At 40.5% G+C, this 24033-nt stretch carries 20 protein-coding genes, 6 tRNA genes and 1 pseudogene; 1 reads left to right on the top strand and 26 read right to left on the bottom strand.

The features are described 5' to 3' along the window. Window positions 1-290: 290 nt before the first annotated feature. Window positions 291-1043: a DUF4198 domain-containing protein gene (locus F3G86_RS01480; protein WP_149722776.1), complete on the top strand. Its 753-nt coding sequence runs from the start codon at window positions 291-293 to the stop codon at window positions 1041-1043. Between the two features lie 682 nt (window positions 1044-1725). Here F3G86_RS01480 and F3G86_RS01475 read toward each other — a convergent pair. The 26 genes and pseudogenes from F3G86_RS01475 to F3G86_RS01350 form a co-directional block, all read right to left on the bottom strand. Continuing rightward, window positions 1726-1800 (bottom strand) — tRNA-Glu (locus F3G86_RS01475). A 7-nt stretch (window positions 1801-1807) separates the two neighbouring features. Further along, a tRNA-Lys gene (locus tag F3G86_RS01470) sits at window positions 1808-1883 on the bottom strand. Between the two features lie 123 nt (window positions 1884-2006). Further along, window positions 2007-2083: transfer RNA gene (locus F3G86_RS01465), tRNA-Asp, on the bottom strand. 12 nt (window positions 2084-2095) lie between these two features. Next, a tRNA-Val gene (locus F3G86_RS01460) sits at window positions 2096-2171 on the bottom strand. Window positions 2172-2188: 17 nt separating this feature from the next. Next, window positions 2189-2264: transfer RNA gene (locus F3G86_RS01455), tRNA-Glu, on the bottom strand. A gap of 14 nt (window positions 2265-2278) precedes the next feature. Continuing rightward, window positions 2279-2354: transfer RNA gene (locus F3G86_RS01450), tRNA-Lys, on the bottom strand. A gap of 237 nt (window positions 2355-2591) precedes the next feature. Then, a complete protein-coding gene (locus F3G86_RS01445) occupies window positions 2592-3323 on the bottom strand; it encodes a HEAT repeat domain-containing protein (protein WP_149722775.1) in 732 nt (243 codons plus the stop codon). Window positions 3324-3329: 6 nt separating this feature from the next. Further along, entirely contained in the window at window positions 3330-5699 is a 2370-nt protein-coding gene (locus F3G86_RS01440; RefSeq protein ID WP_149722774.1) for a tetratricopeptide repeat protein, read from the bottom strand. Between the two features lie 22 nt (window positions 5700-5721). Next, window positions 5722-7212: an NADH-quinone oxidoreductase subunit NuoN gene (nuoN, locus tag F3G86_RS01435; protein WP_149722773.1), complete on the bottom strand. Its 1491-nt coding sequence runs from the start codon at window positions 7210-7212 to the stop codon at window positions 5722-5724. Further along, window positions 7209-8720: an NADH-quinone oxidoreductase subunit M gene (locus tag F3G86_RS01430; RefSeq protein ID WP_149722772.1), complete on the bottom strand. Its 1512-nt coding sequence runs from the start codon at window positions 8718-8720 to the stop codon at window positions 7209-7211. Before F3G86_RS01430 ends, nuoN begins: the two co-directional genes overlap by 4 nt. After that, window positions 8720-10558: an NADH-quinone oxidoreductase subunit L gene (nuoL, locus tag F3G86_RS01425; RefSeq protein WP_149722771.1), complete on the bottom strand. Its 1839-nt coding sequence runs from the start codon at window positions 10556-10558 to the stop codon at window positions 8720-8722. Before nuoL ends, F3G86_RS01430 begins: the two co-directional genes overlap by 1 nt. A 3-nt stretch (window positions 10559-10561) precedes the next feature. After that, a complete protein-coding gene (gene nuoK, locus F3G86_RS01420; protein WP_004317991.1) occupies window positions 10562-10864 on the bottom strand; it encodes an NADH-quinone oxidoreductase subunit NuoK in 303 nt (100 codons plus the stop codon). Further along, window positions 10861-11397, bottom strand: a complete 537-nt coding sequence (locus F3G86_RS01415) for an NADH-quinone oxidoreductase subunit J (RefSeq protein ID WP_149722770.1) — start codon at window positions 11395-11397, stop codon at window positions 10861-10863. The genes nuoK and F3G86_RS01415 overlap by 4 nt, the downstream gene beginning before the upstream one ends. Next, window positions 11390-12028, bottom strand: coding sequence for an NADH-quinone oxidoreductase subunit NuoI (nuoI, locus tag F3G86_RS01410; RefSeq protein ID WP_109147058.1), 639 nt, complete (start codon window positions 12026-12028; stop codon window positions 11390-11392). The genes F3G86_RS01415 and nuoI overlap by 8 nt, the downstream gene beginning before the upstream one ends. 8 nt (window positions 12029-12036) lie before the next feature. Next, window positions 12037-13032 carry an NADH-quinone oxidoreductase subunit NuoH gene (nuoH, locus tag F3G86_RS01405; protein WP_149722769.1) on the bottom strand — a complete coding sequence of 332 codons (996 nt, stop codon included), beginning with the start codon at window positions 13030-13032 and terminating at the stop codon, window positions 12037-12039. Further along, entirely contained in the window at window positions 13025-15325 is a 2301-nt protein-coding gene (locus F3G86_RS01400; protein WP_149722768.1) for an NADH-quinone oxidoreductase subunit G, read from the bottom strand. Before F3G86_RS01400 ends, nuoH begins: the two co-directional genes overlap by 8 nt. Further along, window positions 15322-16032: a hypothetical protein gene (locus F3G86_RS01395; protein WP_149722767.1), complete on the bottom strand. Its 711-nt coding sequence runs from the start codon at window positions 16030-16032 to the stop codon at window positions 15322-15324. The genes F3G86_RS01400 and F3G86_RS01395 overlap by 4 nt, the downstream gene beginning before the upstream one ends. Next, a complete protein-coding gene (locus F3G86_RS01390) occupies window positions 16029-16259 on the bottom strand; it encodes an NADH-ubiquinone oxidoreductase subunit E family protein (RefSeq protein ID WP_149722766.1) in 231 nt (76 codons plus the stop codon). Before F3G86_RS01390 ends, F3G86_RS01395 begins: the two co-directional genes overlap by 4 nt. Next, window positions 16256-17485 carry an NADH dehydrogenase (quinone) subunit D gene (nuoD, locus tag F3G86_RS01385; protein WP_149722765.1) on the bottom strand — a complete coding sequence of 410 codons (1230 nt, stop codon included), beginning with the start codon at window positions 17483-17485 and terminating at the stop codon, window positions 16256-16258. Before nuoD ends, F3G86_RS01390 begins: the two co-directional genes overlap by 4 nt. Then, the gene (locus tag F3G86_RS01380; protein WP_149722764.1) at window positions 17482-18246 is read right to left on the bottom strand and encodes an NADH-quinone oxidoreductase subunit C; all 765 of its coding nucleotides are present in this window, start codon (window positions 18244-18246) and stop codon (window positions 17482-17484) included. Before F3G86_RS01380 ends, nuoD begins: the two co-directional genes overlap by 4 nt. Next, window positions 18243-18755 (bottom strand): NuoB/complex I 20 kDa subunit family protein, encoded by a 513-nt coding sequence (locus F3G86_RS01375; protein WP_021083979.1) that lies wholly within the window; start codon window positions 18753-18755, stop codon window positions 18243-18245. The genes F3G86_RS01380 and F3G86_RS01375 overlap by 4 nt, the downstream gene beginning before the upstream one ends. Then, entirely contained in the window at window positions 18737-19126 is a 390-nt protein-coding gene (locus tag F3G86_RS01370) for an NAD(P)H-quinone oxidoreductase subunit 3 (protein ID WP_103614170.1), read from the bottom strand. Before F3G86_RS01370 ends, F3G86_RS01375 begins: the two co-directional genes overlap by 19 nt. A 107-nt stretch (window positions 19127-19233) precedes the next feature. Continuing rightward, window positions 19234-20868, bottom strand: a complete 1635-nt coding sequence (locus F3G86_RS01365; protein ID WP_149722763.1) for a multidrug ABC transporter permease/ATP-binding protein — start codon at window positions 20866-20868, stop codon at window positions 19234-19236. After that, window positions 20868-22238, bottom strand: coding sequence for a coproporphyrinogen III oxidase family protein (locus F3G86_RS01360; RefSeq protein ID WP_149722762.1), 1371 nt, complete (start codon window positions 22236-22238; stop codon window positions 20868-20870). Before F3G86_RS01360 ends, F3G86_RS01365 begins: the two co-directional genes overlap by 1 nt. A gap of 189 nt (window positions 22239-22427) precedes the next feature. Further along, entirely contained in the window at window positions 22428-23744 is a 1317-nt protein-coding gene (locus tag F3G86_RS01355; protein ID WP_149722761.1) for a hypothetical protein, read from the bottom strand. A 2-nt stretch (window positions 23745-23746) separates the two neighbouring features. After that, a pseudogene (locus tag F3G86_RS01350) lies at window positions 23747-24033 on the bottom strand (hypothetical protein); the annotation flags it as partial.

Raw genomic sequence — 24033 nt, 5'->3', positions numbered from 1 at the left:
GGCAAAGGCAAATTTATTTTGGTTTATCACTTTGTGGATAAAACTTAATTTTATATTGATATTAATTATTATTTTGATATAATTGCGTCACTGATTTATATTTCGTAATTTCAGTAGTTAAAGTATTTTTAATACTTATGTTATTTTATAAATTTAAATGAATAAAATCAGTTTTGATTACTAAATTTGTTAAGTAAATAGCAAAATTTAGATCTATAAAAATTTAACAATATTTTTGTGACATATATTAGAAATAGAAAAATAGACAATTTAATCTGAAAGGATATGTAATGAACAAGCATTTATTTGCACTTTTGGCTTTGGCAGCACTTAGCAGCCACTCTTTAGCTCACGAATTTTGGCTTTTTGGTAGCAGCAAAGAGGTAACAAGCGTTGATATCGGCTATGCGGACGATTTTCCGACCGTTGAAAAGATCCCAGATAACAGGATCGCCCTATTTGAAGCCCCATACATTATAAACAAAAATGGCGAGAAACTGAGCCTAAAGCAAAGCGGCGAAAACTACCATTATGAAAGAGCTAAGCTAGAGGACGGCTCATACCTTATAGCTGGTGAGTATAAGCCTACGTTTTGGACAAAAGCAAGCGATGGTACATGGCACATGGGCAAAACCAAAGAGGACATCAAGGACGCCAAATACTGCAAAAAAGCGAGCATGAGCGCAAAAGGCGTCATAAATAAAAACACAAAAGATGGCTCAGTTACAAAGCCATCCAACCAACGCCTAGAGATAGTTCCGCTTGACAATCCAGCAAATTTCAAAGTTGGCGTGCCGTTTAAAGTGAAAATTCTATTTGAGGGCAAACCTTTAGAAAATGCTACACTTGATGGAACATTTGATGGCTTTTTGAAAGAAAAAAGCGCATTTCATGGCCAAACTGAGCCAGGCGGTACGATAGAAGTGCTTGCGCTTAAACCTGGAAAATGGCTACTGCAAACTGTGCATAAAATGCCATTTGCTGACTCTAAAATTTGCGATGATGAGACAATTGCTGCAACACTTGCATTTGAGTTAAAATAGATCAAGTTTAAGATTAAGTAAGTTTTCATCTTAAATTTATAAAAGGGCGTATTAAATGCACCCTACTCTTTTATCTTATAAGTCAAATTTATCAAGACAAAATCAGCAAATTTATCAAATTTATGTTGCAGCTAAATTTTAAAATTTGTGTAGTTCTAAAAGATTTAATAAAAATATCAAACACCAGTAGTCATAATTTCATCGTTATTTGTAATCTCTAAGCTTTTGATCCGTTTTAGCCTAAAAACCTTTTTCAAAACTCAAGCACATCGTTATTAAAACAAGTTTTTGAAGCTTCGGTAAAGAATTATGAGATTTTTGGATATAGTATTTTAATATAATTTCTGCTATCTAAATACCAAAATTGCTTCGCGTACCAGCAAACAATAAAGAAAATATCATAATTCCTGGATGTAAAATTTACTGGAAACAATATAGAATTCATTTTACTATGGAAAACGAGTGTTTCATTGCTTTCTATATATGCAACTCTGGTAGTTTTTAATACAAATTCACCTTTTATAAAACAAAAAGACATTTTAAACATTTTTTACATCAAAGATCAATTTTAAAATTTCGGTAGCAAAATACATTCAGTTTATTACAGATCAAATATTTATTGGTCAAATTTATTACACTAGCAGTAATTTTTTCAAAATTTGAGTTAAATTTAGAAGAAAAATGGTGACCCATACGAGACTCGAACTCGTGTTACCAACGTGAGAGGCTGGTGTCCTAACCGCTAGACGAATGGGCCAAAAAGATGGTGCCCCGTGTAGGTCTCGAACCTACGACCCCATCATTAAGAGTGATATGCTCTACCAACTGAGCTAACGAGGCAAGATTAAGTATCAATAACAAATCATAAAGTGTTATCTTAGAACTTATAATCTTAAAATTTAATTTGATCACTCAAAAAACAAGAAAAATAGAATCAAGAACCTTAACCTAAGGTTTAGTAGATGGCGCAGCGGACGGGGCTCGAACCCGCGACCTCCGCCGTGACAGGGCGGCATTCTAACCAACTGAACTACCGCTGCACCTAAAAGTAATGGTGGTCGCTATAAGACTCGAACTTATGACATCCACCTTGTAAGGGTGGCGCTCTACCAACTGAGCTAAGCGACCTAAAAATTTAAAATATCTGGCGACCCTTAGAGGATTTGAACCTCTGTTCCTACACAGAGAAAGTAGAGTCCTGAGCCACTAGACGAAAGGGTCATAAACCCAAAAAATGGTGTCCTGCGTTGGATTCGAACCAACGGCCCCCTCATTAAAAGTGAGATGCTCTACCGACTGAGCTAGCAAGACATGATTATTTAAAAAAGAATTGAGATTATACAAAAAACATTATTATATGTCAAGAAAAAATTAAATTTTAAATCAAATTAAAGCTATTTTGTCCGCTATTTCTAAGCAAAAAATATAAAATTTTATTTTTAAATCTTATAAATTTAAAGCAAAAATTTCTTACAAATTTAAACCATTTTTACTTTATAATCCAACAAACAAAACACAATCAAGCACACAATCCGCTTAGTGGCAAATTTAATCCCTGCCTAAAAACCTTACCGCCATTTTTCTAGCTTTTTCTATCTTTTCAGTGTCTTGATCTTGGACTGCAATAGAAGATATCCACTTTTTACCAAACAAAATTTGAGCTGCCTCTATCATAACTGAGCAAGCGTGTAGATCTTTTTCATTAGAGATGCTTTGCAAAAATGCGGATTTTGTTTTATCTCGCAAGATTGCTTGAGCAACCACCCTGTGAAATGACATCTGCATAAGGCTAGCTGCCGCCCATGCCCTGCAGAGGCTATCTTTGCTACCATGCATCTCGCTTATTAAAATTTCTATTTGCTCTAACGTGCCAACCCAGCCAAGCGCTATTATAAGCTTGCGTCGAAAAGTATCATTTGTCCCTAAAAAAGAGATTATTTGAGGGATAAGGCGGTCGCAAAACGCCGCATAAAAATCTCTATGCTTAGACTTAGAGAGAATTTGCGCTATAAGATAGATGGTTTCTATTTTTATTTTTTGATCGCTCTCTTTAGCTAAACGCTCAAACAAAAACTCTAGTCCAGCGTCTCCATGCCTATCAAAGCTACTTTCTAAATTTAGCTGCCTGCCCTCTTGCCACTGCTTGCAAATAAGCTCATAATGATATGCTATCTCATCGCTAGCGCCTAAATTTGCGATAAATTTGATCCTTTTGCCATCCTGAAAATTCTCTTTTTTAAGCTTTAGATACTCTCTTTCAAGATCATTTAAATTTGACACTAATTTTTACTTTATCATCTCAAGTTTGGCTTTGCAGGCATCTTTGTAAGCACTTGTGAAATTTGAGCCAATGCATTCGTTTAGATATGGCTTAGCCAGCTTATACTGCTTTTGCCTGATGTAAATTTCACTTGCCAAATTTAGAGCATGCAAGCGATCCTCTGGCTCAAGTTTCATATTTAGTATAAATTTCGCCTCATCAAGCGCCTCATCAAGGTTATCTGTCTTTAATGAAGCCTCTGAGTAGTCAAAATTTAGCTTTGGCGAAAAGGTATTTATCTTAGCTCTGGTTTGTAGCTCAATTGCCTTTTTAGCGTAGGTTGCAGCGATAGCGTAGTCGTTGCTTTTCATCGCATAGTCGCTTATAGCTGCGTATGCCTCGATGATCTTAAAGTCCTGTCCTCTTAGCTGTTCGATCGCACTGATCGTAGAGACCGCCTCAGTAAAGCGTTTTAGCGCAAGTAGCGAGTAAAATCTATCAAAAAGCGATGGCGTAGGGTCCGAGTACTCGACCGCTGAGCCAAGCGAGAGCGCGTCGTTTGCAGCGATGATGGCGTGCTCGTAGTCTTTGTTTTTATATAAAATTTTGCTCAAATTTACCAGCCATTCGACTCTATCTTCTAAATTTTCATCCTTCACATGAGCCTTTGCAAGCTCTAGCGCCTCATTGTAACGCGCCGTTCTAAAGTAGCAGTTAAATAGCTTAAACTGCGGCAAAGAGACCTTGCTCACATCGTAGTTTTCGAGTAAATTTACAACCGCCGTGCAGTCATCTTTGATAAAAAACTCTTTTGTTAGCTCAAGCGCAGCCTCATTTACTAGCTCCATTGCCCGGCTTAAATTTTCATCTTTTGCGAGGTTGTTATAAGCTAGCGCGTCGGCAAATTTACGCTCTTTTAGATCAAGCTCAAGCTCGCTGATTAGCGCCTTTTGGCTGATATTTGTGCCGGCATATTTTTCTATGAGCTCTTTATATCTTGCGTGAAGTGCGGTGGCGTTTTTGTCCTCTTCTTCAAAAAATAGCCCATCCTTTGCCTTAGCGACCTCATCTATATAATCGCCATACTTAAACTCTTTTTCGTATCTGTTTAGATACTCATACGCCCTTTTTTCATCTTTGGTTTTGGCTAAATTTAGTGCTAAATTTTTTAGTGCTGCCTCGTAAAAATCCTTTGTCCTGTCGCTATTATTTACCAAAATTTCATAAATTTTAGCAGCCACGTCTGGCATATCTTTGCTGGCAAATGTGTAGGCTAAATTCATCGATTTTGTTGGATCGTTCATGAAAAATTTCTCATTTGCATTTGCGATCTTTAGTACAAATTTCTTTGCCTCGTCAAATTTCTCTTTATCGATATTTGCGTCTGCTAGACTTAGCGCTGCTCTACTTGCAAGGTCGATGTCGTTTGTAGAGTAGAGCACCTTTTCATAGTCGCTTAGTGCCTCTTTTTGCCTGCCTATTTTATATAGGTAGTCAGCATAATCAAGCGTGGCAAGCTTTGTAAATTTTGACTCCACGTGCTCTTCGCTTAGTATGTCAAGCATATATTTTGCATCACTTGCTATGCTATCTTTGAGGTAAGCTCTGGCGATGAGATATAGCACCTCTGGGTAGTTCTCATCAGAGGGGAATTTTCTTATCCAAGCTCTGCCCTCGCTTACGATGTCCTTTGGCTCAAGCCCCTCAAACTCGCTCTTTGTCTCAAAAATTTTATCAAGTGCTCTTAGTCTAAAAAGTAAAAACTCACTTGAAAAAAGACTGGCTGGATGCCTTTTCATCGCTGTTTGCGTATCTTTTACCACGCTTTCATAAGCGCCCTTTTCGTAAGCTCTTTTTATATTTATGTAGATATCTATATCGTTGCTATCAAGCCCAGCGATAGGCGCTTTGTTAAGATCGAGCGCTCCGATACTTGGACTTAGCATATCTCTAAAATCAGGCGAAAAATTTAACCCAGACACTCTTTTGTTGTTTTCGCTAAGCGAAGTATCGATGATGATGCTAAAGTGCTTTGAGATGGTCGTCTTTGGCGTATCTTGCACGCTTGGGCTGCTGTAAAGCTCAGTTTGAACGTTTAGAAGTTTTGAAGGCGCCTTTGGCATGATGACGATGAAGAGTTTGCCGTCTTGCTTTTTATATTTTATGTCCATTAAAGGCAGCGTCGTATCTTCGATCTTTGGCAAGATCCCATCATCGAGCATACAAACGTAGCGCTTGGTGTCATAGGCTAAAATTTGCTCCACACATTCAAATTCTTTCTCGTCGCTTAGCTGAAGGACGCTATAAGGCTTATTTGCGTTTGCGCCGCTGTTTAGGCTAAGGCTAAAGGCGGATAGATAAAGCGGTAAAAATAAGATGGTTAAGAGCTTTTTCATGCCGCCATTATAGTTAAATTTTCTAAAATCCTGAAGCAAAGACAAAATGCTCGATAAATTCCAAAATCGCCCCAGAAAATAAAAAGGCAAAGACCGTGCCAGCAACGGCTACTCCAACGATAACTTTTAGCGCCATCGAGACGTTTGAGATGTAGATATTTTTATCTTTTACGATAGGCTCTTTTAAAAACATAAAGACGATGAGCTTTAGGTAGTAATAAATGGCAATGGCTGAGTTTATCATGATGATGAGGCTAAGCACGACGTAATCAGACTTTATGAGCGATGAGATAAGCACCATCTTGCCCCAAAATACGCTAAAAGGCGGTATGCCAGCAAGGGCGATCATGAAAATTCCCATTATCACGGCGTAACTTGGCAAAATTTTAATAAGACCTGAAAATTTCTCATACGGATGTTTAAAGCGCTTGTCCCAGCAGACGACGTCGTCGCACCTTGCCACCCAGAGCATAGAAAATGCGCCCAAATTTGCAAACAAAAACATAATCCAGTAGAAAAACAAGGCGACATTTGCCTCGTGAGAATTTGCCACAAGCGCGCAAAGCACGACACCAGCGTGAGCTATCGAGCTAAAGGCTAGCATCCTTTTTACGTCTTTTTGCACTAGCGCCATGATGTTTGCAAGGCTCATCGTAAGCACGGCGATGATGTAGAGCATATCTTTTATCCATGAAATTCCAGAGCCCTCAAGCATCGCAAAAATTCTTAACGCAACGATAAATCCCGCCACCTTTGGCACGATCGACATATAGCCAGCAAGCGGGGCATTTGAGCCCTCATAAACGTCTGGGATCCATGTGTGAAATGGTATGAGCGAGAGCTTAAAGCCAATGGCTGAAGCGATGAAAACGCAGCCAAGAAGGATTATTAAATTTTGATTTAGGCTAAGATCTTTTATGACAACACCTATGCGAGTGATGTCTATTGAGTTTGTTGCTAGATAAAACATCGCCATCGCCATCGCAAAAAAGCCAGCTGAGAGCGAGCCCATTGCGAAGTATTTGATAGCGGCCTCGACGCTTTTTGCCTTATTGTGAAGGGCGATTAGGGTGTAGAGGCAAAGCGAGCTGATCTCGAGGCCTAAAAAGATGATGAGTAGGTTGTTTGAGCTCACCATAAACAAAAATCCAGCGATCATAAACAAAAAGAGCGCGTAATACTCGTAAATTTTATACTCAAAATACTCTTTTGTGCTAAGTGCCAGCGGGATGAAAAGAGCTGAGGCGATTAAGATAATGATCTGCGAGATGATAGAAATTCCATCAACTAAGAGCATATCCCAAAAGCTTAGGCTAAGCCCGTTAAAATCGAGTGTAATGCCTAAATTTACAAATATAGCGATGATGCAAAATACGCAGTAGAAATTCCTCGAAAGATCCTTTTTTATCGCTCCAACTATGAGGATAAAAAGTGCAAAAACCATCATGCTAAGCATCGGCGAGAGTGATTGCAAAGAGATCTCGTTTAGGTCTAAAAAGGCTATTTCGTTCATAGTTTGCTCCCGCCATTTAAAGATGAAATTTTATCCTTTGTGCCGCTATTTACAGCTCTAGTTTGCATTTTGCTTATGATATTTTGCACGCTTGGCTCAAGTGGTTTTAGTATCAAATTTGGTGCGATACCAAGAATGATTATGAGCAAACAAAGTGGCACAAGAGCGGCTAGCTCTTTAAAATTTAGATCTTTAAGGCTTAAATTTTTCTCCTTGCACTCGCCAAAAAATACTCTTTTATAAAGTACTAGCATATAAACAGCGCCCACGATGATGCTAAAGCCACCAAGTAGCGCAAAGAGCTTGTTTAGCTTAAATACGCCAAGTAGGCTCAAAAACTCGCCCACAAAGCCAATAGTTAGTGGCAGACCGATACTTGCAAGCGTTGCTATAAAAAATATGAGTGCATACTTTGGCATCACCTTGGCAAGGCCGCCAAATTCGCAAATTTCTTTTGTGTGAGCCCTCTCGTAGATGACGCCAACTAATAAAAATAGCGCGCCACTTACGATACCGTGGCTTATCATTAAAAATATCGAGCCGCCAAGACCTATTAAATTTAGTGAAAAGATGCCAAGCATGATGACGCCCATGTGTGAGATCGAACTATAAGCGATCACTTGCTTCATATCGCTTTGTGCGTAGGCAACAAGGGCTGCGTAGATGATCATGATGATAGCTATGACACAGACAAAGCCACTTAAAAGCAGGCTCGCGTCTGGAAAAAGTGGAAGTGAAAATCTCACAAAGCCGTAAGTGCCCATCTTTAAAAGCACGCTAGCAAGCAGCACCGAACCGATAGTCGGAGCCTGTCCGTGTGCGTAAGGTAGCCACGTGTGAAATGGAAATAGCGGAGTTTTCACGCCAAAAGCGAAGAAAAATGCTAAAAATAGCCAAATTTGAGCATTTTCTCCGATGCCAAGCTTGTACCAATCAAGCAAGTTAAAGCTAAAGACACCGCTTTTTTGATAGCACAGATATCCGATAAAGATGATCGCCACTAGCATAAAGACAGAGCCTAAAAATGTGTAGATGAAAAATTTAATCGCAGCGTAAATTCTATTTTTGCTACCAAATGCGCCGATGATGTAAAGAAGTGGTATGAGGCTAAGCTCCCAAAAGCTGTAAAACAAGATCATATCAAGCGCGCTAAAGACGCCCATCATCGTGCTCTCTAAAAATAGCACGCTAATAACAAGGTGCTTTAAATTTCCATCATCGCTAAGGGCTGCGATAGAGATGAAGCTCATAAACGCGCTAAGGACTATAAGCACAAGCGAAATGGTATCGATGCCCACAAAATAGCTGATATTTAGGCTTGGTATGAGCGAGACTTGATGCGTTAAAACAAAGTCATAACCCTGAAAATCGACATTGACGCAGATAAAAATGGCAAACAAAAGCTCGATAAGAGCGATGCTTGCTCCATAAAATTTGATACTTTTATTTTCTATCAAAAAGCCAAGTATTGCGCTTATTGCTGGGAAAAATATTATGACACTTAGCATTATTTGGCTCCGTTTAATAAAAATATAAAGCTTAAAAGCAAGGCAAATCCTGCGACCATAAATCTAAGCATGACGCTAAGATCGCCACTTTGCATTTTGTTTGCAAGATATGCAAATTTAGTAACCAAAAGTGCGACAAAATCAACACTTTTATCAACTATCATCTCATCAAATTTCTTACAAATTTTAGAGATAAAAGCGTAGCCATTTATAAAAAATTTCTCATAAAATTTTGGTATAAAGTAGGCATTTTGCAAAATTTTGTAAATTTTACTTTCGCAAATGCTCTCTTTAAAAATTTCTTTTTTATAAGCAAAAACTGCAAAGCCAGCGCTTGCAAGCACTAGAGCAAGCGTTAAAACGAGTAAGAAAATTTCACTGCTGTGAGATAAATTTAGCTTAAAATCCCCAAGGCTAGCACCTAAAAACTCGCTAAAGTTACTCCAGAAAAAGCCGCTGATGACTGAGAGAACGCCAAGCACGCTCATACCAACAAGCATGTAGTTTTTGGCTTCATGTGCGTGCTCCTCGCTCTTTGGCCTTGCAAAAAATACTAGCATGACAAGTCTAAAGCTATAAAATGCCGTAAGCACTGCGCCAAATAGCAAGACGACCCACAAAATTTGATCTTCACTAAAGGCAACCTCTAAAATTTTATCTTTTGAAAAAAAGCCAGCAAATGGATAAAATCCAGCCAATGCGCAGCTTGCGATGATAGAAAGTAACGCAGTTGGCTTCATAAATTTATAAAGTCCGCCCATTTTTTTGATATTTAGCTCATCATTCATCGCGTGCATAACGTTGCCAGCGCACAAAAAGAGAAGTGACTTAAAAAATGCGTGCGTGACAAGGTGAAAAAGCGCGATCTTGTAAGCCCCTAGACCAGCAGCTACAAACATATATCCAAGCTGCGAAAGCGTCGAGTAAGCGACTATCTTTTTAAGGTCGTTATGCACTAGCGCGATGCTTGCGGCAAAAATCGCTACAAATGCACCAAGGCAAGCTATAAAGTGCGATACTTCAGGCACGTTTACAAAGATGAAATTTGCGCGTATGACTAGATAGACGCCAGCTGTTACCATGGTCGCAGCGTGTATGAGCGCAGAAACCGGCGTTGGTCCCTCCATGGCGTTTGCAAGCCATGTGTGAAATGGAAACTGCGCGCTTTTACCCATGGCGCCTATAAAAAGAAGTGTGGCGATGATGCCTAAATTTAGCCCAGAAAGGTCGCTTCTAGCGTTAAAAACCTCGCTAAATTTAAGCGAGCCAAAGCTATAAAATATATAAAAAATGCCAACAAGCATGGCTAGATCAGCCACTCTGTTCATCACAAAGGCCTCGTTTGCAGCGATGTTTGCACTAGGCCTTTTATACCAAAAGCCAATGAGTAGCCACGAGCAAAGTCCAACGCCCTCCCAGCCGATAAATAGCCCTATGAAGTTATCGCTTGATACAAGGACATTCATGCAAAAGACAAAGAGCCCAAGGTAGCTAAAAAAGCGGTTAAAGCTCGCGTCATCTCTCATGTAGCCAATGGAGTAGATATGCACGATGCTAGCGACTACGCCCACAGTGCTAAGCATCACAAGGCTAATCGCGTCAAGGTAGAAGCTAAAGCTAAGATCAAGCGAGCCTAAGTTTATAAACTCTTTTAGAGTTAAATTTAGTGGCTCATCTACGCTAAGACTAGCCGTTAGCATGAGTGAAGCTGTCGTGCTAATGATCATGAGAAGCGAGCAAAAAAGACCAATAAATAAATTCTTTCTGCTATGCGAAAAGATGCCAGCTATGATAAAGCTAAGAAGCGGAAAAAATAGCGAAATACAAAATAAAATCATCTCTTAGCCTTTCATATTTGTCATCGAATCTAAACTGATACTGCCAGTCTTTTTATACCAAAGCACAAGCAGTCCAAGCCCCACGGCGACCTCGCTAGCGGCGATGGCTACTATGAAAAATGCAATGATCTGCCCAGTTAGGTCAAAGTAGTATTTTGATATGGCTGCAAGCGCGATATTTGCTGAGTTTAGTAAAATTTCGCTTGAGAAAAATAGCATTATCAAATTTCTTCTTCTCATTATGCCAACGAGCCCTATGACAAAGACTAGGCTTGCTAGGATGAGGTAGTGAGTAAGTCCTATCATAGCATCTCCTCAAGGCTGCTTTGCGCGTTCATATCTTTGTGTATCAAGATGATGCCAGCTACCATCGCCACAAGCAGCATGATAGCGCACATTTCAAAGGCTAGCAGATACTTACTAAAGAGCAAAATTCCAACCGCTTCGATGTTGCCAAGGCTAGCAAGGGTAGAATTTACCACCTCTTGCTTTGCGCTATAGATCGGCGCTAAAAAAATAAATATCAAAAGAAGCGCTATGAAGCTACTTAGAAGGTAGATGATGATCTTTGCTTTTTTACCGCTTTTTGGCTCGCACTCCTTACTGGTGTCAAAAAACATTATCGCAAATGCGTATAAAACGACCACCGCACCTGTATAGACGACGATTTGCACCACGCCTAAAAACTCAGCCCCAAGCAAGAAAAATATAGCCGAGATAAAAACCATGCCAGCAGCTAGCGCAGAGACTGCATTTAGGGCGTTTTTGCAAAGCACGCTAAAAGAAAAACTAACTAATATAAGGGCGCTAAAAAGATAAAATGCAAAGCTCTCATACATCGCTTGACCCTTTTAAATTTATATCCATCGTTTCTGCCTTATCTTCATTTGTAAGCGCATTTGGCGTCTTTTTCACCAAGCTATCAGCATTTTTAGGTAGTGCGCCATAGCCCTCAAACTCGGTTTGATCTTTTAAAAATTTATCATCTGTTAAAAACTCATTTTTTGTGCCAAAGAGAATTTTGTTTTCACTTGCGACCTCGTACTCTTGCCCGCAGACGATAGCAAGCTCAGGGCAGACATCAGCGCAAAATCCGCAATAGACGCACCTGCTTAAATTTATCGTGTAGCTTGCAACCTTTTTACGGCCATCTTCGCCAAGAGAAGTCTTCATTGATATGCAGTTGCTAACGCAAATTTTCTCACATAGCCCACAGCCTATGCAGCGCTCATTTTCGCTTTCAACAAATTTTAAAAGCCTATGAATTCCCCTATATCTGGCGTTTAGCTGCATCTTTTGCATAGGGTATTTTAGAGTGTGCGACTTGCTAAATAGCATCTGTTTTAGCGTGATCTTTAGCCCCACTAAAAGATCAAGCTTAAAAGTAGCGGCGATGAAGTGCTTAAATTTATCAAATGCCCCTTTTGGCTCTATCTTTTCGTCTATCAAAATATATCTTTTCTCGCTCATTTTACGCCTTAGATAAGTAGTGCAAAGCCGGTGATTACGACATTTAAGATGCCAAGCGGAAGTAAAATTTTCCAGCAAAGCATACTAAGCTGATCGACCCTTAGATGCGGCCACGACGCCCTCGTCCAAAGAAAAAAGAAAAAGACGAGGCTTGATTTTAAGATGATCATCAAAGCACCCGGGATAAATAAAAACTCATTAAAACCACCCAAAAATAGGAGCGTGATGATGATACTTGCTGCGATCATGTTGGTGTATTCGCCGATGAAAAACATCGCCCATCTCATGCCGCTATACTCGGTGCCGTAACCTGCTACGATCTCAGTCTCGTTTTCTGTTAGGCAAAATGGCGTTCTGTTGCACTCAACAAAGCTTGCCATCACGAAAAGCACGAAGGCTAGGGGCTGCTTGAAGATAAGCCAGTTAAATATGCCTTTTTGGTAGTTGTTTATATCAACTAACGAGAGTGAGCTAGTCACCATCACAACGCTTAAAAGCGCCATACCAGCGACCACTTCGAAGCTAATAAGCGCTACGACTGCACGAGCAGCGCTGATTAGTGCAAATTTATTGTAGCTTGCAATACCTGCTGTAAGTGGCGAAAATACGCAAACCGCTGCCACGCCAGCGATATATAAAACGCCTACGTTTATGTCAGCAAGTATCGGTCTAATCGTATGCCCAAAAACCTCAAACTCAGGCAAAAATGGCACTGGCGCAAGTGCTGCAAATGCCGCGATAGCAGAGATGAGAGGCGCTATTAAAAAGATAAATTTATTTGCATTTGCTGGGAGGATATCCTCTTTTGTAAAGAGCTTTATCATGTCTGCTACGATCTGAAGCACACCAGCAGGCCCCACCATATCAGGCCCAACGCGGCGCTGCATGTAGGCTAGCACCTTTCTTTCGGCATAAGTCGCAAGCCCTGCGAGGCTAGCCATGACGGCCAAGATGACGACTGCTTTAACAATAGTTGTTATCACAAAAAATAGCATTTCACTCATTCTCTGCCTTTATTATTTTTACGCTTGCGTAACTCTTGCCCTCAAAAATGGCGCTTACATCAAGCTTATCATCGTAGTCGCCAAGATAGGCTGCCACGCCTCCTAGCTCGCTATCAAGCTCCACGCAAATGGCAAGCTTTTGCCCATTTTTTTCTAAAATGATCGCTTCATTTTGTGAAATTTCAAATTTAGCCATAAACTCGCTACTTGCGTAAAGCACTGCGCGTTTAGCTGTCTGGCTAGCATAGTTTGCAAAAAATGAAGGCAGATTTATAGGATTTGCAAGGCTTATTAGCGCTTCGTCCTCTTTTAAATTTGGCTCATTTTTCTCTTTAAAAAGTGACTCTATGTCCTCTTTTGGAGCGAAATTTGAAATTTCAAGCTTGTAGCCTCTATGGCTTGTGCCGTCATTTGCGTAAAAATTTTCTAAATCATCAAATTTAACGCCCCTATAGCCCTTCTCTTTTGGTAGCTGCGCTGTGTATTCGATCGTATTTTTAGCCGCTAGCCCAAGCGCATTTGCGATATCGTTTAAGAAGTAGCCGTTATGTGCCAAAGCCGCATTTGTTGGCACTACTTCGTTATTTATGCTTGTAAATGTGCCCTCTTGCTGATTTAGCGCACCAGCGTCAAGATCGCCCTCAAAGATGCTAAATTTAAACTCGCCCATTTCGTTATATCCTAGCGTCTTGCCAGACTTTTTCTCGTGTGAAAGCTTGCAAATTTTAGCTACGCCAAGCGAGTTTGTGCGAGGTGGTATCAGCATCACACGAAACGGCGTAGCTCTTGCGATCACTCCGGCAAGGGCTGCAAGTAAATTTGCATTTTCATGAGCGTAAAAGTCGCTACCTAAAATGAGCGTAAATTTAGCCTTGCCTTCGCTAAGAGTTGCCACTTCTAAGCCAAAGCTCTCTTCAAATTTTTCAAGTCTTGCCTGAAGTGCTGCTGGTAAATTTTCGCCCCAGTTTTTAAGCACAAAGAGTAAAATTTGCTCCATTTTGCCAGCCTCATAGCTCACACAGGCGAAATTCTTTGAAAATTTCTTCACGACCTCATCGGCGATGTGATGAAAGTAAATTCCACTAGCTTTATTCATCTTAAGGGCGTTATTTAGCTTATAGCTAGTTACTGGACTCTCGTGGCGTAAGAAGCTACCAGCCGTGATGATAAAGTCGCTATTTTTTAGGCTCTCATAGTCTGCGTTATATGAGCTAAGACCGCTAAATTCGCTAAAAATATTTAAGAAATTTTGAAATTTAAAAGCCTCATCGTTTAATAAATTTAGATCAAATTTCTCTCTCAAGCGCTCCAAAATAAGCGCCTCTTCGTTTGTTATGAAGCTATTAAATTTTATATTTTTTATGTTGCCGTTTTTGAAATTTGAGATGAGCTCGTTAAATTTCGTCTCATTTTTGCGCGCTTTTTCGTTGTGAAAGTCGTAGCCAAACCTTGCCGCACCGCTTATCTCGCCAAAGTGAAAGTCGTTGCTTACACGATAAATTTGCTTGCTTCTATCACTAGTGCTTCTTTCTTTTACGTCATAAAAAATGAGCTCGCAGTCGCTTTGGTGCGGATTTGCCGCTGGGACACGGCTTAGCTCCCAGATGTTTGAGCTATACTGAAAATTTGAGCTAACAAGCGCGCCAACAGGGCAGACGCTTATGCATTCACCGCAAAACGAGCAGTCCAAATTTTCGCCCACACTTGGGGCAATGAGGCTCTTTTGCATCTTGCTAAAGACGGCGTAGGCATCTTTTGGCATGCTCTCTTTTAGCTCTTTTGGCACCTCAACGCCTCTTGGCACCGTTTTTAGCGCGCTCTCGCCGATCTTATCTTTGCAAACCGTCACGCACCTCTCGCAAACCACGCAAAGGGCTGGGTCATAGTTTATGAGCCCCCATTTTTTGTGCGGTTTGTGCGTGTCAGTAATGGCAAAATTTTGCCCTTTTACATTTAGATGAGCCGTTAAATTTTGTAATTCGCACTCGCCACTTTTGTCGCAAACGCCGCATTGAAGAGGGTGATTGACGCAGTAGGTCTGCATGATCGCATTTCGCTCAGCAGCGATCTCTGGCGTGTTTGTGTAAATTTGCATATCCTCTTTGGCTTTGGCGTTGCAGCTATAGACCACTTTGCCGTTTGCTTCGACCATGCAAAGCCTGCAAGCAAGCGTTGGCGAACAGCCGCTAAGGTAGCAAAGCGCAGGGATGTAGATGCCATTTGCCCTTGCGATGTTTAGGATGCTCTCGCCCTCGTTTGCCTCTAAAATTTGATCGTTTATGGTGATTTTCATTTGCTAACTACTACTTGTTTAAATGTATATCCATCAAACTCTTTTGCGCCAAGCAGGGCAACCGTGCCTTTTAGCGCTGGATCAAGCCTAAATTTAGCCCTCACGCTAAAGTCTTTTGCCTTTAAATTTAAGGTTTCACCGTCCTTTGCCTTTGCCACGATGCCAAACTGCACGCCGCCAACAATCTCATCGCTTGCGTTTTTGTTTAGATAAACGACCGCTCCGTCAAAATTTTCAAGCTCTCTTAGCTCGCTTACTTCTTTGACGCTTGCAAATTCTTTGACCTCGCCGCCTGCTAAGACGACATTTTTACCTAAAATTTCAAGCAGCCAAAAGATCGCCTCTTTGTCTGGATGAGTAAAGAGCGAGTCATCGATGATCACGTTTTTAACGTCCTTTATCCACTCTCCAAGCTCTTCAAACTCCTCCTCTCCCACATTGCACTCGCCACTTATGAGCCCATCATCAAGCTCGTCAAAAAACTCACTTTGCACCAAATTTGCATACTTGCAAAGAAGCGCTAAGACGTAGCTGATCGATCCTATCTCGCAGCGGATCAAATTTTTACTGCCAAGCTCGTTATCTTCAAAGCATGAGATGTATTTAAACTCATGCTCTTTTATCTTTTTTGCTAAATTTTTGTCGCTCAAACTTAGTAAATTTGCGATACTTAGGCTCTTGCCTGCTACTAGATCATTAAATTTCATATCTTACCCTTTTTTATCGTTAATACCCAATCAACTTGGTTAAATTTAAGCGAGTTCATCACCTCGCAGTTTAGGTTATAAGCCAAATTTACAGCCTTCTCCACGCCGCTGTAATCGCCTATCTCAAACAAAAATATCACCACTTCGCCTGGCTCGCTAGCCTTTATCTGCTGTCCAAGAGCGCTTAAAAACTCGCCCTTTAGATGTCTAAGATCGACCCTTCTCATCTATCAACCTCGCCTAAGATGATATTTGTGCTGCCTATTATCGCGGCCACGTCTGCCACATACTGCCCAACTAGCATATCTTCATAAATAGCGCAGTGCCAAAAGCTTGGCGTGCGAATTTTTAGGCGATACGGGCTTGCGCTGCCGTCTGAGTTTATATAAATTCCAAGCTCGCCCTTTGGCGACTCGCTAGCAAAGTAAATTTCGCCCTTTGGTGGCTTTAGCCCCTGAGTTATCAGCACAAAATGCTGCATTAATGAGTAGTTTTGGCTCATTATCTGCTCTTTTGAAGCGCTCACATACTCTGGCGCGTCGGCTATGATAGCAGGGCTACTTGTCTGATACTTGCTAACGCACTGCTTTAAAATTTTCACGCACTCGCGCATCTCTTTCATATAAAGCAGATATCTCGCGTAGCAGTCGCCCTTGGTGGCGTAAGGCACGTCAAATTCTAGCTCGTCGTAGATGAGATATGGCTCTTCTTTTCTGATGTCGCGCGCGATGCCACTTGCTCTTAGCATGACGCCAGAGCAGCCGCTACTAAGGGCTAGCTCTTTGCTAACTACGCCCACGTCTATTAGCCTTGCTTGCCAAATTCTATTTTCACTTAGCAGACCTTCGTAAAGCGTGATGTCGCTTGGAAATTTCTCGCAAAATTTAAGCAGCTCCTCGCACCAGCCATCAGGCAGATCAAGCGGCACGCCACCGATCCTTATCGAGCTATGCGTTAGCCTTGCGCCGCAGTATTTTTCTATGAGATCAAGGACATATTCGCGCTCTCTAAATGCGTATAAAAAGACGCTCATTGCCCCCACGTCAAGGGCGTGCGTAGCTAAAAATAAAAGATGTGAGCTGATGCGGTTTAGCTCCAAAAGCATAACTCTAATGATCTGCGCACGGCGAGGCACTTCTATGGCGCAAAGCTTCTCCACAGCCGCGCAAAATGCGTAGTTATTAGCACTCGATGCGATGTAATCCACCCTGTCAGTTACTGGGATAAATTCCTGATAGGTCATATTTTCAGCCATCTTTTCAACGCCTCGGTGCATAAAGCCAACCTCTGGCATGGCGCGCACGACCTTTTCGCCATCAAGCTCAAGCACAAGCTTTAGCTGGCCATGAGCACTTGGGTGTTGTGGGCCAAAATTTAGTATCATCTTGCCGTCATTTTGTTCAAATTCTAAATTTTCAAAAAATGGTTTTAAGCGGTTTGGTGCTTGGCTCAAGGTCTTTCCTTTACTATCTGGCTTTGGTTAAATTTAGCCTTTTTGACAAATCTCACGCCGCCTTCTTCTTGATACTCGTACTCTTCATTTTCATCAAACACTCTTGAAAAGCCAAAAGTATCTTTCTCGTTCACAAAGGCTGGGTCGCGGTTCTCTTCGCCGATCTGCTCTCTAAACTCACGTCCAAAAATTTTATCCACCTCGTACCATTTAGCAGCCTCGTCGCCAACTAGCGGATAGCTTTTTAGTAGCGGGTGCGAGTGCCAGTCATCAGGCATTATAAGACGCTTTAAATTTGGATGATCTTTGATGAGAACGCCACTTAGATCATACATCTCGCGCTCAGCCCAGTTTGCGCTTTTATAAAGCTTGCAAACGCTTTTTAGCATTTCATCCTTTTTGACAAAGCACTTTACTCGCGTGCGCCTATTTTTGCTAACACTTAAAAGCTGGTAAAAGACCTCATATCCACCTTTTTGAGCTATATAATCAACCGCCGCAAGCTCGCAAAGCTGCTCATAGCCAAAGCGCTTTAGTGCTTCAAGCGCTTTAAAATTTTCACTTGAATTTACGTAGAGAACAAACTGGTCAAACTCCACGTAGCTAGATAAAATTTGCACTCCGCTTTGCTCTAAAACAGCCAGCTCCTCGTCAAATTTAGAGCCACTTGCTGTTTCTTTTGGCGTCTGCTTGGCGATATAAAATTTCTCGCTGTAGTACTGCTTTTTTTGCAGGTCGTTTTTTGGCTTATACTCTCTCATATATCTAGCTTTCTTGGCTTTTGCGCTCTAAATGCACTTTGTTTTCTTATCTTTTTTTGAAGCATCATAAGTGCGTACTGAAGTGTCTCTGGGCGCGGGGCACAGCCTGGGATGTAGATATCGACTGGTATTATGCGATCTACACCTTGAACGGTTGAATAGGTGTTAAACATACCACCAGTGTTTGCGCAGCTACCCATCGAGATGACCCACTTTGGCTCAGGCATCTGATCATACAAGCGCCTTGTAAATTCAGCGTGCTTTTTAGTTAGCGTGCCAGCTATGATCATCACCTCTGAGTGCCTTGGGCTAGCGCGAAATATAGTGCCAAATCTATCAAAGTCATATCTGCTCGCCCCACTTGCCATCATCTCGATCGCACAGCATGCAAGCCCGTAGCTAAGCGCCCAAAGCGAGTTGCTCCTGCCCCACTGCACGAGCTTATCAACGGTTGTTAAAACTACTGGCAGACCGCCATTTGCAGCGTAGTTTATCTGATGCTTTGCCATTTAAAGACTCCTTTTTGCCAAGCGTAGGCAAAGCCGATGAGTAAGATCGTCACAAAAAGCAGCATCTCTATGAGCCCAAATAGCCCAAGCAGCCTAAAATCCACCGCCCACGGATACATAAAAATGACCTCAACGTCAAATAAAATAAATAAAATTCCATAAAAAAAGTAGTGGATATTTATTTTATTTGGCTGTTTTACGGTTGTCGGTCCGCACTCGTAAAAGCCCACTTTTAAACGCTCGGTGTTGCGGTTGGCTAGCTTTTTGCTTATTTTTGAAGATAAAAATGTTATCAAGCTAAACGAACAAGTAGCTAACAAAAGTATGATAAAAGCGCCAAGATAGGTGCTGTCAAGCTCTGAGTGTGACATACTTCGCCTTTTTTAATTTTTCAAAATTCTACTAAATTTAAATTTATTTGATCTTGAAATAGCTCAAGAGTAGCGCACTCAAATCTCTTTTTGTGTAAAAAATACTCTTATTTTATCTTTTCTACGGCGTCTTTTGCAGCACTTATGCGCTCAGCCTCATCAAGCTCGCGCACAAAGCCATCTTTTACTAAAATGATCCTAGTTGCCACGTCAAAGTAGCTATCATCGTGGCTTACAGCGATGACGCTTATGCCTTTGCTTTGCAAAAACGGCAAAATTTCTTTGTAAAATTTACGTTTAAATAGCGGGTCTTGATCGGCCGCCCACTCATCAAGGATAAGGATAGAGCGGCGCTCTAATATGGCTATTAGCAAGCTTAGACGCTTTCTCTGACCAGTTGAGAGCTGCGTGGTGCTAAGTTTATTATCAATGACACTTACCTTTTTATCTATCTCAAGCAGGGCCAAGAGCCCCTCTATATCGCTTTGGCTGGCAAAGCCATCACGAGAGAGCGTTTGCGAAAATAGATAAAAATCAGCAAAAATAGCGCTTATCTTTGCTTGGTAGCTTTGTAAATTTACATCATCTATCTTTGTGCTATCAAGATAAATTTCACCGCTACTTGGGCGGATAAGTCCGCAGAGAATATTTATAAGCGTGCTTTTGCCGCTGCCATTTTTACCGATGATAAATGTTATCTCGCCGCGTTTGATCTCTAAATTTACATCATTTAGGCTAAATTTGCCCTGCTCGTAGCTAAAATTTATATCTTTTAGCCTGATACTTTGCCACTCATCGCTTAGACTATCATCAAATTTAAAGCCTTCTTTAAATTTATTTAAATTTAAACTCATGATCTTTTCTAAGCTCACTTTTGCGCTAAGTGCAGCTGGTATGGAGCCAACCATACTCATAAATGAGCCTCTTAAAAATAGTATCGTTAGGCTGATGCTAAGTGCTGTTTGCAGGCTCGCCCAGCCAAATGCCACGCATAAAAATACGCAAAGACCGACTGCGCCAAGTAGCATCACATTTGTGAAATTATCACTTAGTGCGTGAAATACGTCAGCTTTTACCATGCTTTGACGCTTCTTATCGCCTGTAAAATTTAGCTCATCAAAGCAAATTTGCGCTCTTGCTCTGTTTAGACTAAGCTCTCTATGCCCCTCAACTATGTCGTCATAGTGCTTTTGCAGTGCGTCATCTTGCGTCCTTGAGTCTTTAAAGTAAAAATGGATCTTTTTCATCAAAAGCGTGTTTATAAAAAGCGTCGCACCGATCCAAACGGCTAGAAATATAAAAACTTTTGGCGCGATCACGCAAAGATATATGCTAGCACAGATGATGAAAACTAGGCTTTGTATGAAGCCAGTAGCGCTCATAAAGGCAAATGTGATCGTTTTTATGTCGTTGTTTAGACTTGCTATGATCTTTGCCTTGCCGATCTCGTTTATCACGCTATTTGGCGTGTCTAAAATTTGCTTTACGCTTTGGTATCTAAGCTCGTATATAAATTTATGTCCGAAATTTGTAAGTGAGATGTTTGCAGCGATGGCGCTTAGAAAAAAGAGGAGTAAAACTGCTATAAATTTAACCGCCACAAAGGCGTCAAATTCTTTTAAATTTACAAGTTCGTTGTTTATAAAAGAGAGCGTCCAGACGCCAAGCCCGCTAAAGGCAAGCGTCAGGATCACTATTTTGATTATTGAAAAAAGATTGCTTTTTATTAAATTTACAAGCATTACATGGCAGCACGTGGCTGGATGATGTTTTGATCAAATTTTTGCTCGGTATTTTCACTCATGATGTGAAGCACCTTGCTGCGTTTGATCTTCGCGTCATCCTTAAATATCGCGCGCACCTTGTCCATGCCTGCGTAGAAGTCGCGCATAAGCACGACGCAGATATATTTGCCAAAAAATGTCGGCTTGATAACACCATTTTCTTCATAGATCGCATTTACTAGCTTTAGCAAGCTAAGCTCGACAAATAGGTCTTTGTTGATGTTTGCGTTGTTTTGCTCGTTGTAGGTTTTGATATCGACGGCGCCGTCAAAAAGCCTTGTTAAAAATGTATATTTTAGTCTCTCTTTTTTGCTAAATGCGCATTTTGCGATGACTGGGCTTTGTCTTTCTTTAACTTTTCTGCCGTAGTCAAGTAGGTTAAAGGCATTTATCACAAGCTCGCCGTTTAAGAAGCTAAACGCGCCACTACCAACGCCCACGTACTCTAAATTTGAGCCCACATATTCGTCGCGAAGGTCTGCGCTTTTTTCATTTGAAAACGCCCATGCGTTGCTTTGCCTGTAGCCGCCTTTAGCAAATTCGCTCACGATGATCTCGTAAAATTCGCGCTCATTATCGACGTTTGAGACGCCAAGTGCACGAGCGATGTTCTCTCTTGTTAGCTCTGATTTCATGAGCGGATAGAAGGTGATTTGCTGCGGAGAGATCGATTTTGCGACATTTACGTCGTTTATTATCTGCTCTTTTGTTTGATTTGGCAGGTTAAAGATGAGATCTAGGCTGATAACTGGGATCTTGCCAAGAGCGATAGCCTGCTCTATCTTTCTTTTTGTCTCCTCGGCCGAGCCAAATTTATCGTATCTGCCAACCCTTTTTAAAGTCTCATCATCAAAGCTTTGCACGCCTACGCTTAAGCGGTTGATGAGCCCATCAAAACGGCTTAGGCTCTCTGGCGAGATGTGGTTTGGGTCGCTCTCTGCTGAGACGTCCTCTATGCTAAAGAGATCTTTTGCGAGTTTTAGCGTCTTTTCAAGCTCTGGCTCATTTATAAGCGTCGTGCCACCACCCACATAAAGCGAGCTAAAGTCAAAGCCAGCCTCTTTTATCTGCCTCATCTCCTCGCGTAAATTTTCAAAGTAAATTTTCGCAAGCTCCTGCTCGTAGTGATACTTGTGAAACGAGCAATACGGACAAAATGTGTGACAAAACGGCACGTGAGCGTAGAGCATATACTTTTTGTCTTTTTTTGGAGTTTTGGTATAAGTCGTGTTTAAAATGTCTATGTTAAATTCGTTATATAGCGATTTTTGTATAGAATTATGAGCGTAATTTACAGCAAAACTCTCAACAATATTTTTAAAAATCATAATTAATCGCCTTAAATAAGTTAGTTTTAATTTAGTCCACTAGGATAGCCAAATTTTAATAAATTTAGCCTTGCATTAACGTAAATTTTGAGTAAAAAATGCAATCATTTTTAAATTTTCTATTTTTACAAACCTGCGATTTTTACATATCTAGCTCGCTTTTGCTCTATAAATTGAAGCTTAGCCTACTTACTCTTTTACTCTTGAGATGACCTTGCCTGAGTCGAGCTCAAATTTCACTCCGTCTTTTGTCTGCAAGTAGTAAAATTTACCGATATTGCAAAGCGACTTCACATCATAAATTTTAACCGCCTTTTCATCTATCTCGCAAGGCGTTTGCTCTTTGCCTTTCGCCTCGCAAAGTGAGCTAGGTAGCGCCTTTAACGCACTTTTATCTACAAGTAAAAATTTATAATCCACATCGCCTATATTAAAGGTTTTTGCTGTGTATTTGATAAACAAAAGCGAGTTTGAAACGATCATAAGCGAAAGTGCAGCGTAAAAAACAAATGAAAAGTCCTTTGTCTCTTTGATGCTCGCAACGCCCAGCATAAAAGAGAGCATAAACGAGCAAAAGAGTATCCAAAGTGCCAAAAATCCGCCATCATTTAAGACGATAACCGAAATGATAAAGAGCAAAAGCATGAGAAATGACAAAAGATAGAGGATGAAATTTGATCTATCTTTAAAGAAAACTGCTAAATTTACCCCAGCATAAGAGAGTAAAAATAGCGATAAAATAGCACCCCAGCCGTAGTTTAGCTTGAATGCTGCAAAGGCTAAAATGGCAAATGAGATGAGCGTTAAAAAATAGATGAAATTTGAGCTATAAAAAAATAGAAATTTTGGCTTTTTAAATTTATATTTTTTATCGTCATTTTGGTAAAGGTAGGAGACAAAGACCAAGATAGCGATCTCAAAAGCTGTCACGATTGCGGTCGCGCAAAATAGCAAGATGCCTGTAAATATCATCTCTGAGCTGTCTAAACTCGGAAAATATCGGGTCTCAAAGCCAAAATACAAAAAGTAGCAAAGCATACTGACGACTGGGACGATGAAATTTGAGTGCTTGAAGAAATTTGTAGCGCACTCTTTTATGAAATTTGCCTTTAAATTTGCCGAATGCTCGCCAAGACGGCTCTCAAAATACGAATTAAAAAGCAGCTCATTTTTTATCTTTTCAAGGCGCTCCTCGTCGCTATTTGCTGCGCCTTTATAAATTTCATAGTTTTTGTCTTCAAAATCCTTTGTGATCTCATCTTTTATGTCTAAGATCACAAAGCAAATTCGCTCTTTTAGCTCTTTTAACTCCTTTGAAATTTCAGCAAAATTTGTCCTATTTAGCCTGTCAAAAAGGTCGTTTTCTTCGTTTAAAAGAGCGATCAAACGCGCTTGTTTGCTGCTTCTTATCTCGCAGTTTGAAAAATTTGCCTTTAAAAAATTTACAAATTTTTTAGCGTTTTTAACACTCTCATCTTTTTCATCTAAAATGTCTTGATAACTCAAATTTACCTTTCTTGTTTCTCTTTTGAGATAATTTTACTTGCATCAAGCTCAAATTTTATGCCATCTTTTGTCTCTAAATAATAAAATTTTCCAATGGTTGAGAGAGCTTTGATGTTGTGGAGTCGAATAGTATCGTCATGTTTTTCTGTATAAGTTATGTGTCCTTTTTTATCTATTTTGACAGTAGCGTTTTCTTCTATATAATTTTTGCCTAATTGAAAACTCAAAACATTCTTTTCAAATTTTATGTTTTTTGATTTATTTATATCTTTACATTTATTATTCGCAC

The sequence above is a fragment of the Campylobacter concisus genome (genome assembly GCF_902460595.1).
Classification (GTDB): domain Bacteria; phylum Campylobacterota; class Campylobacteria; order Campylobacterales; family Campylobacteraceae; genus Campylobacter_A; species Campylobacter_A concisus_BL.
The sequence above is the reverse complement of the archived record's forward strand: the minus strand, read 5'-3'. Positions and strand labels throughout refer to the sequence as shown.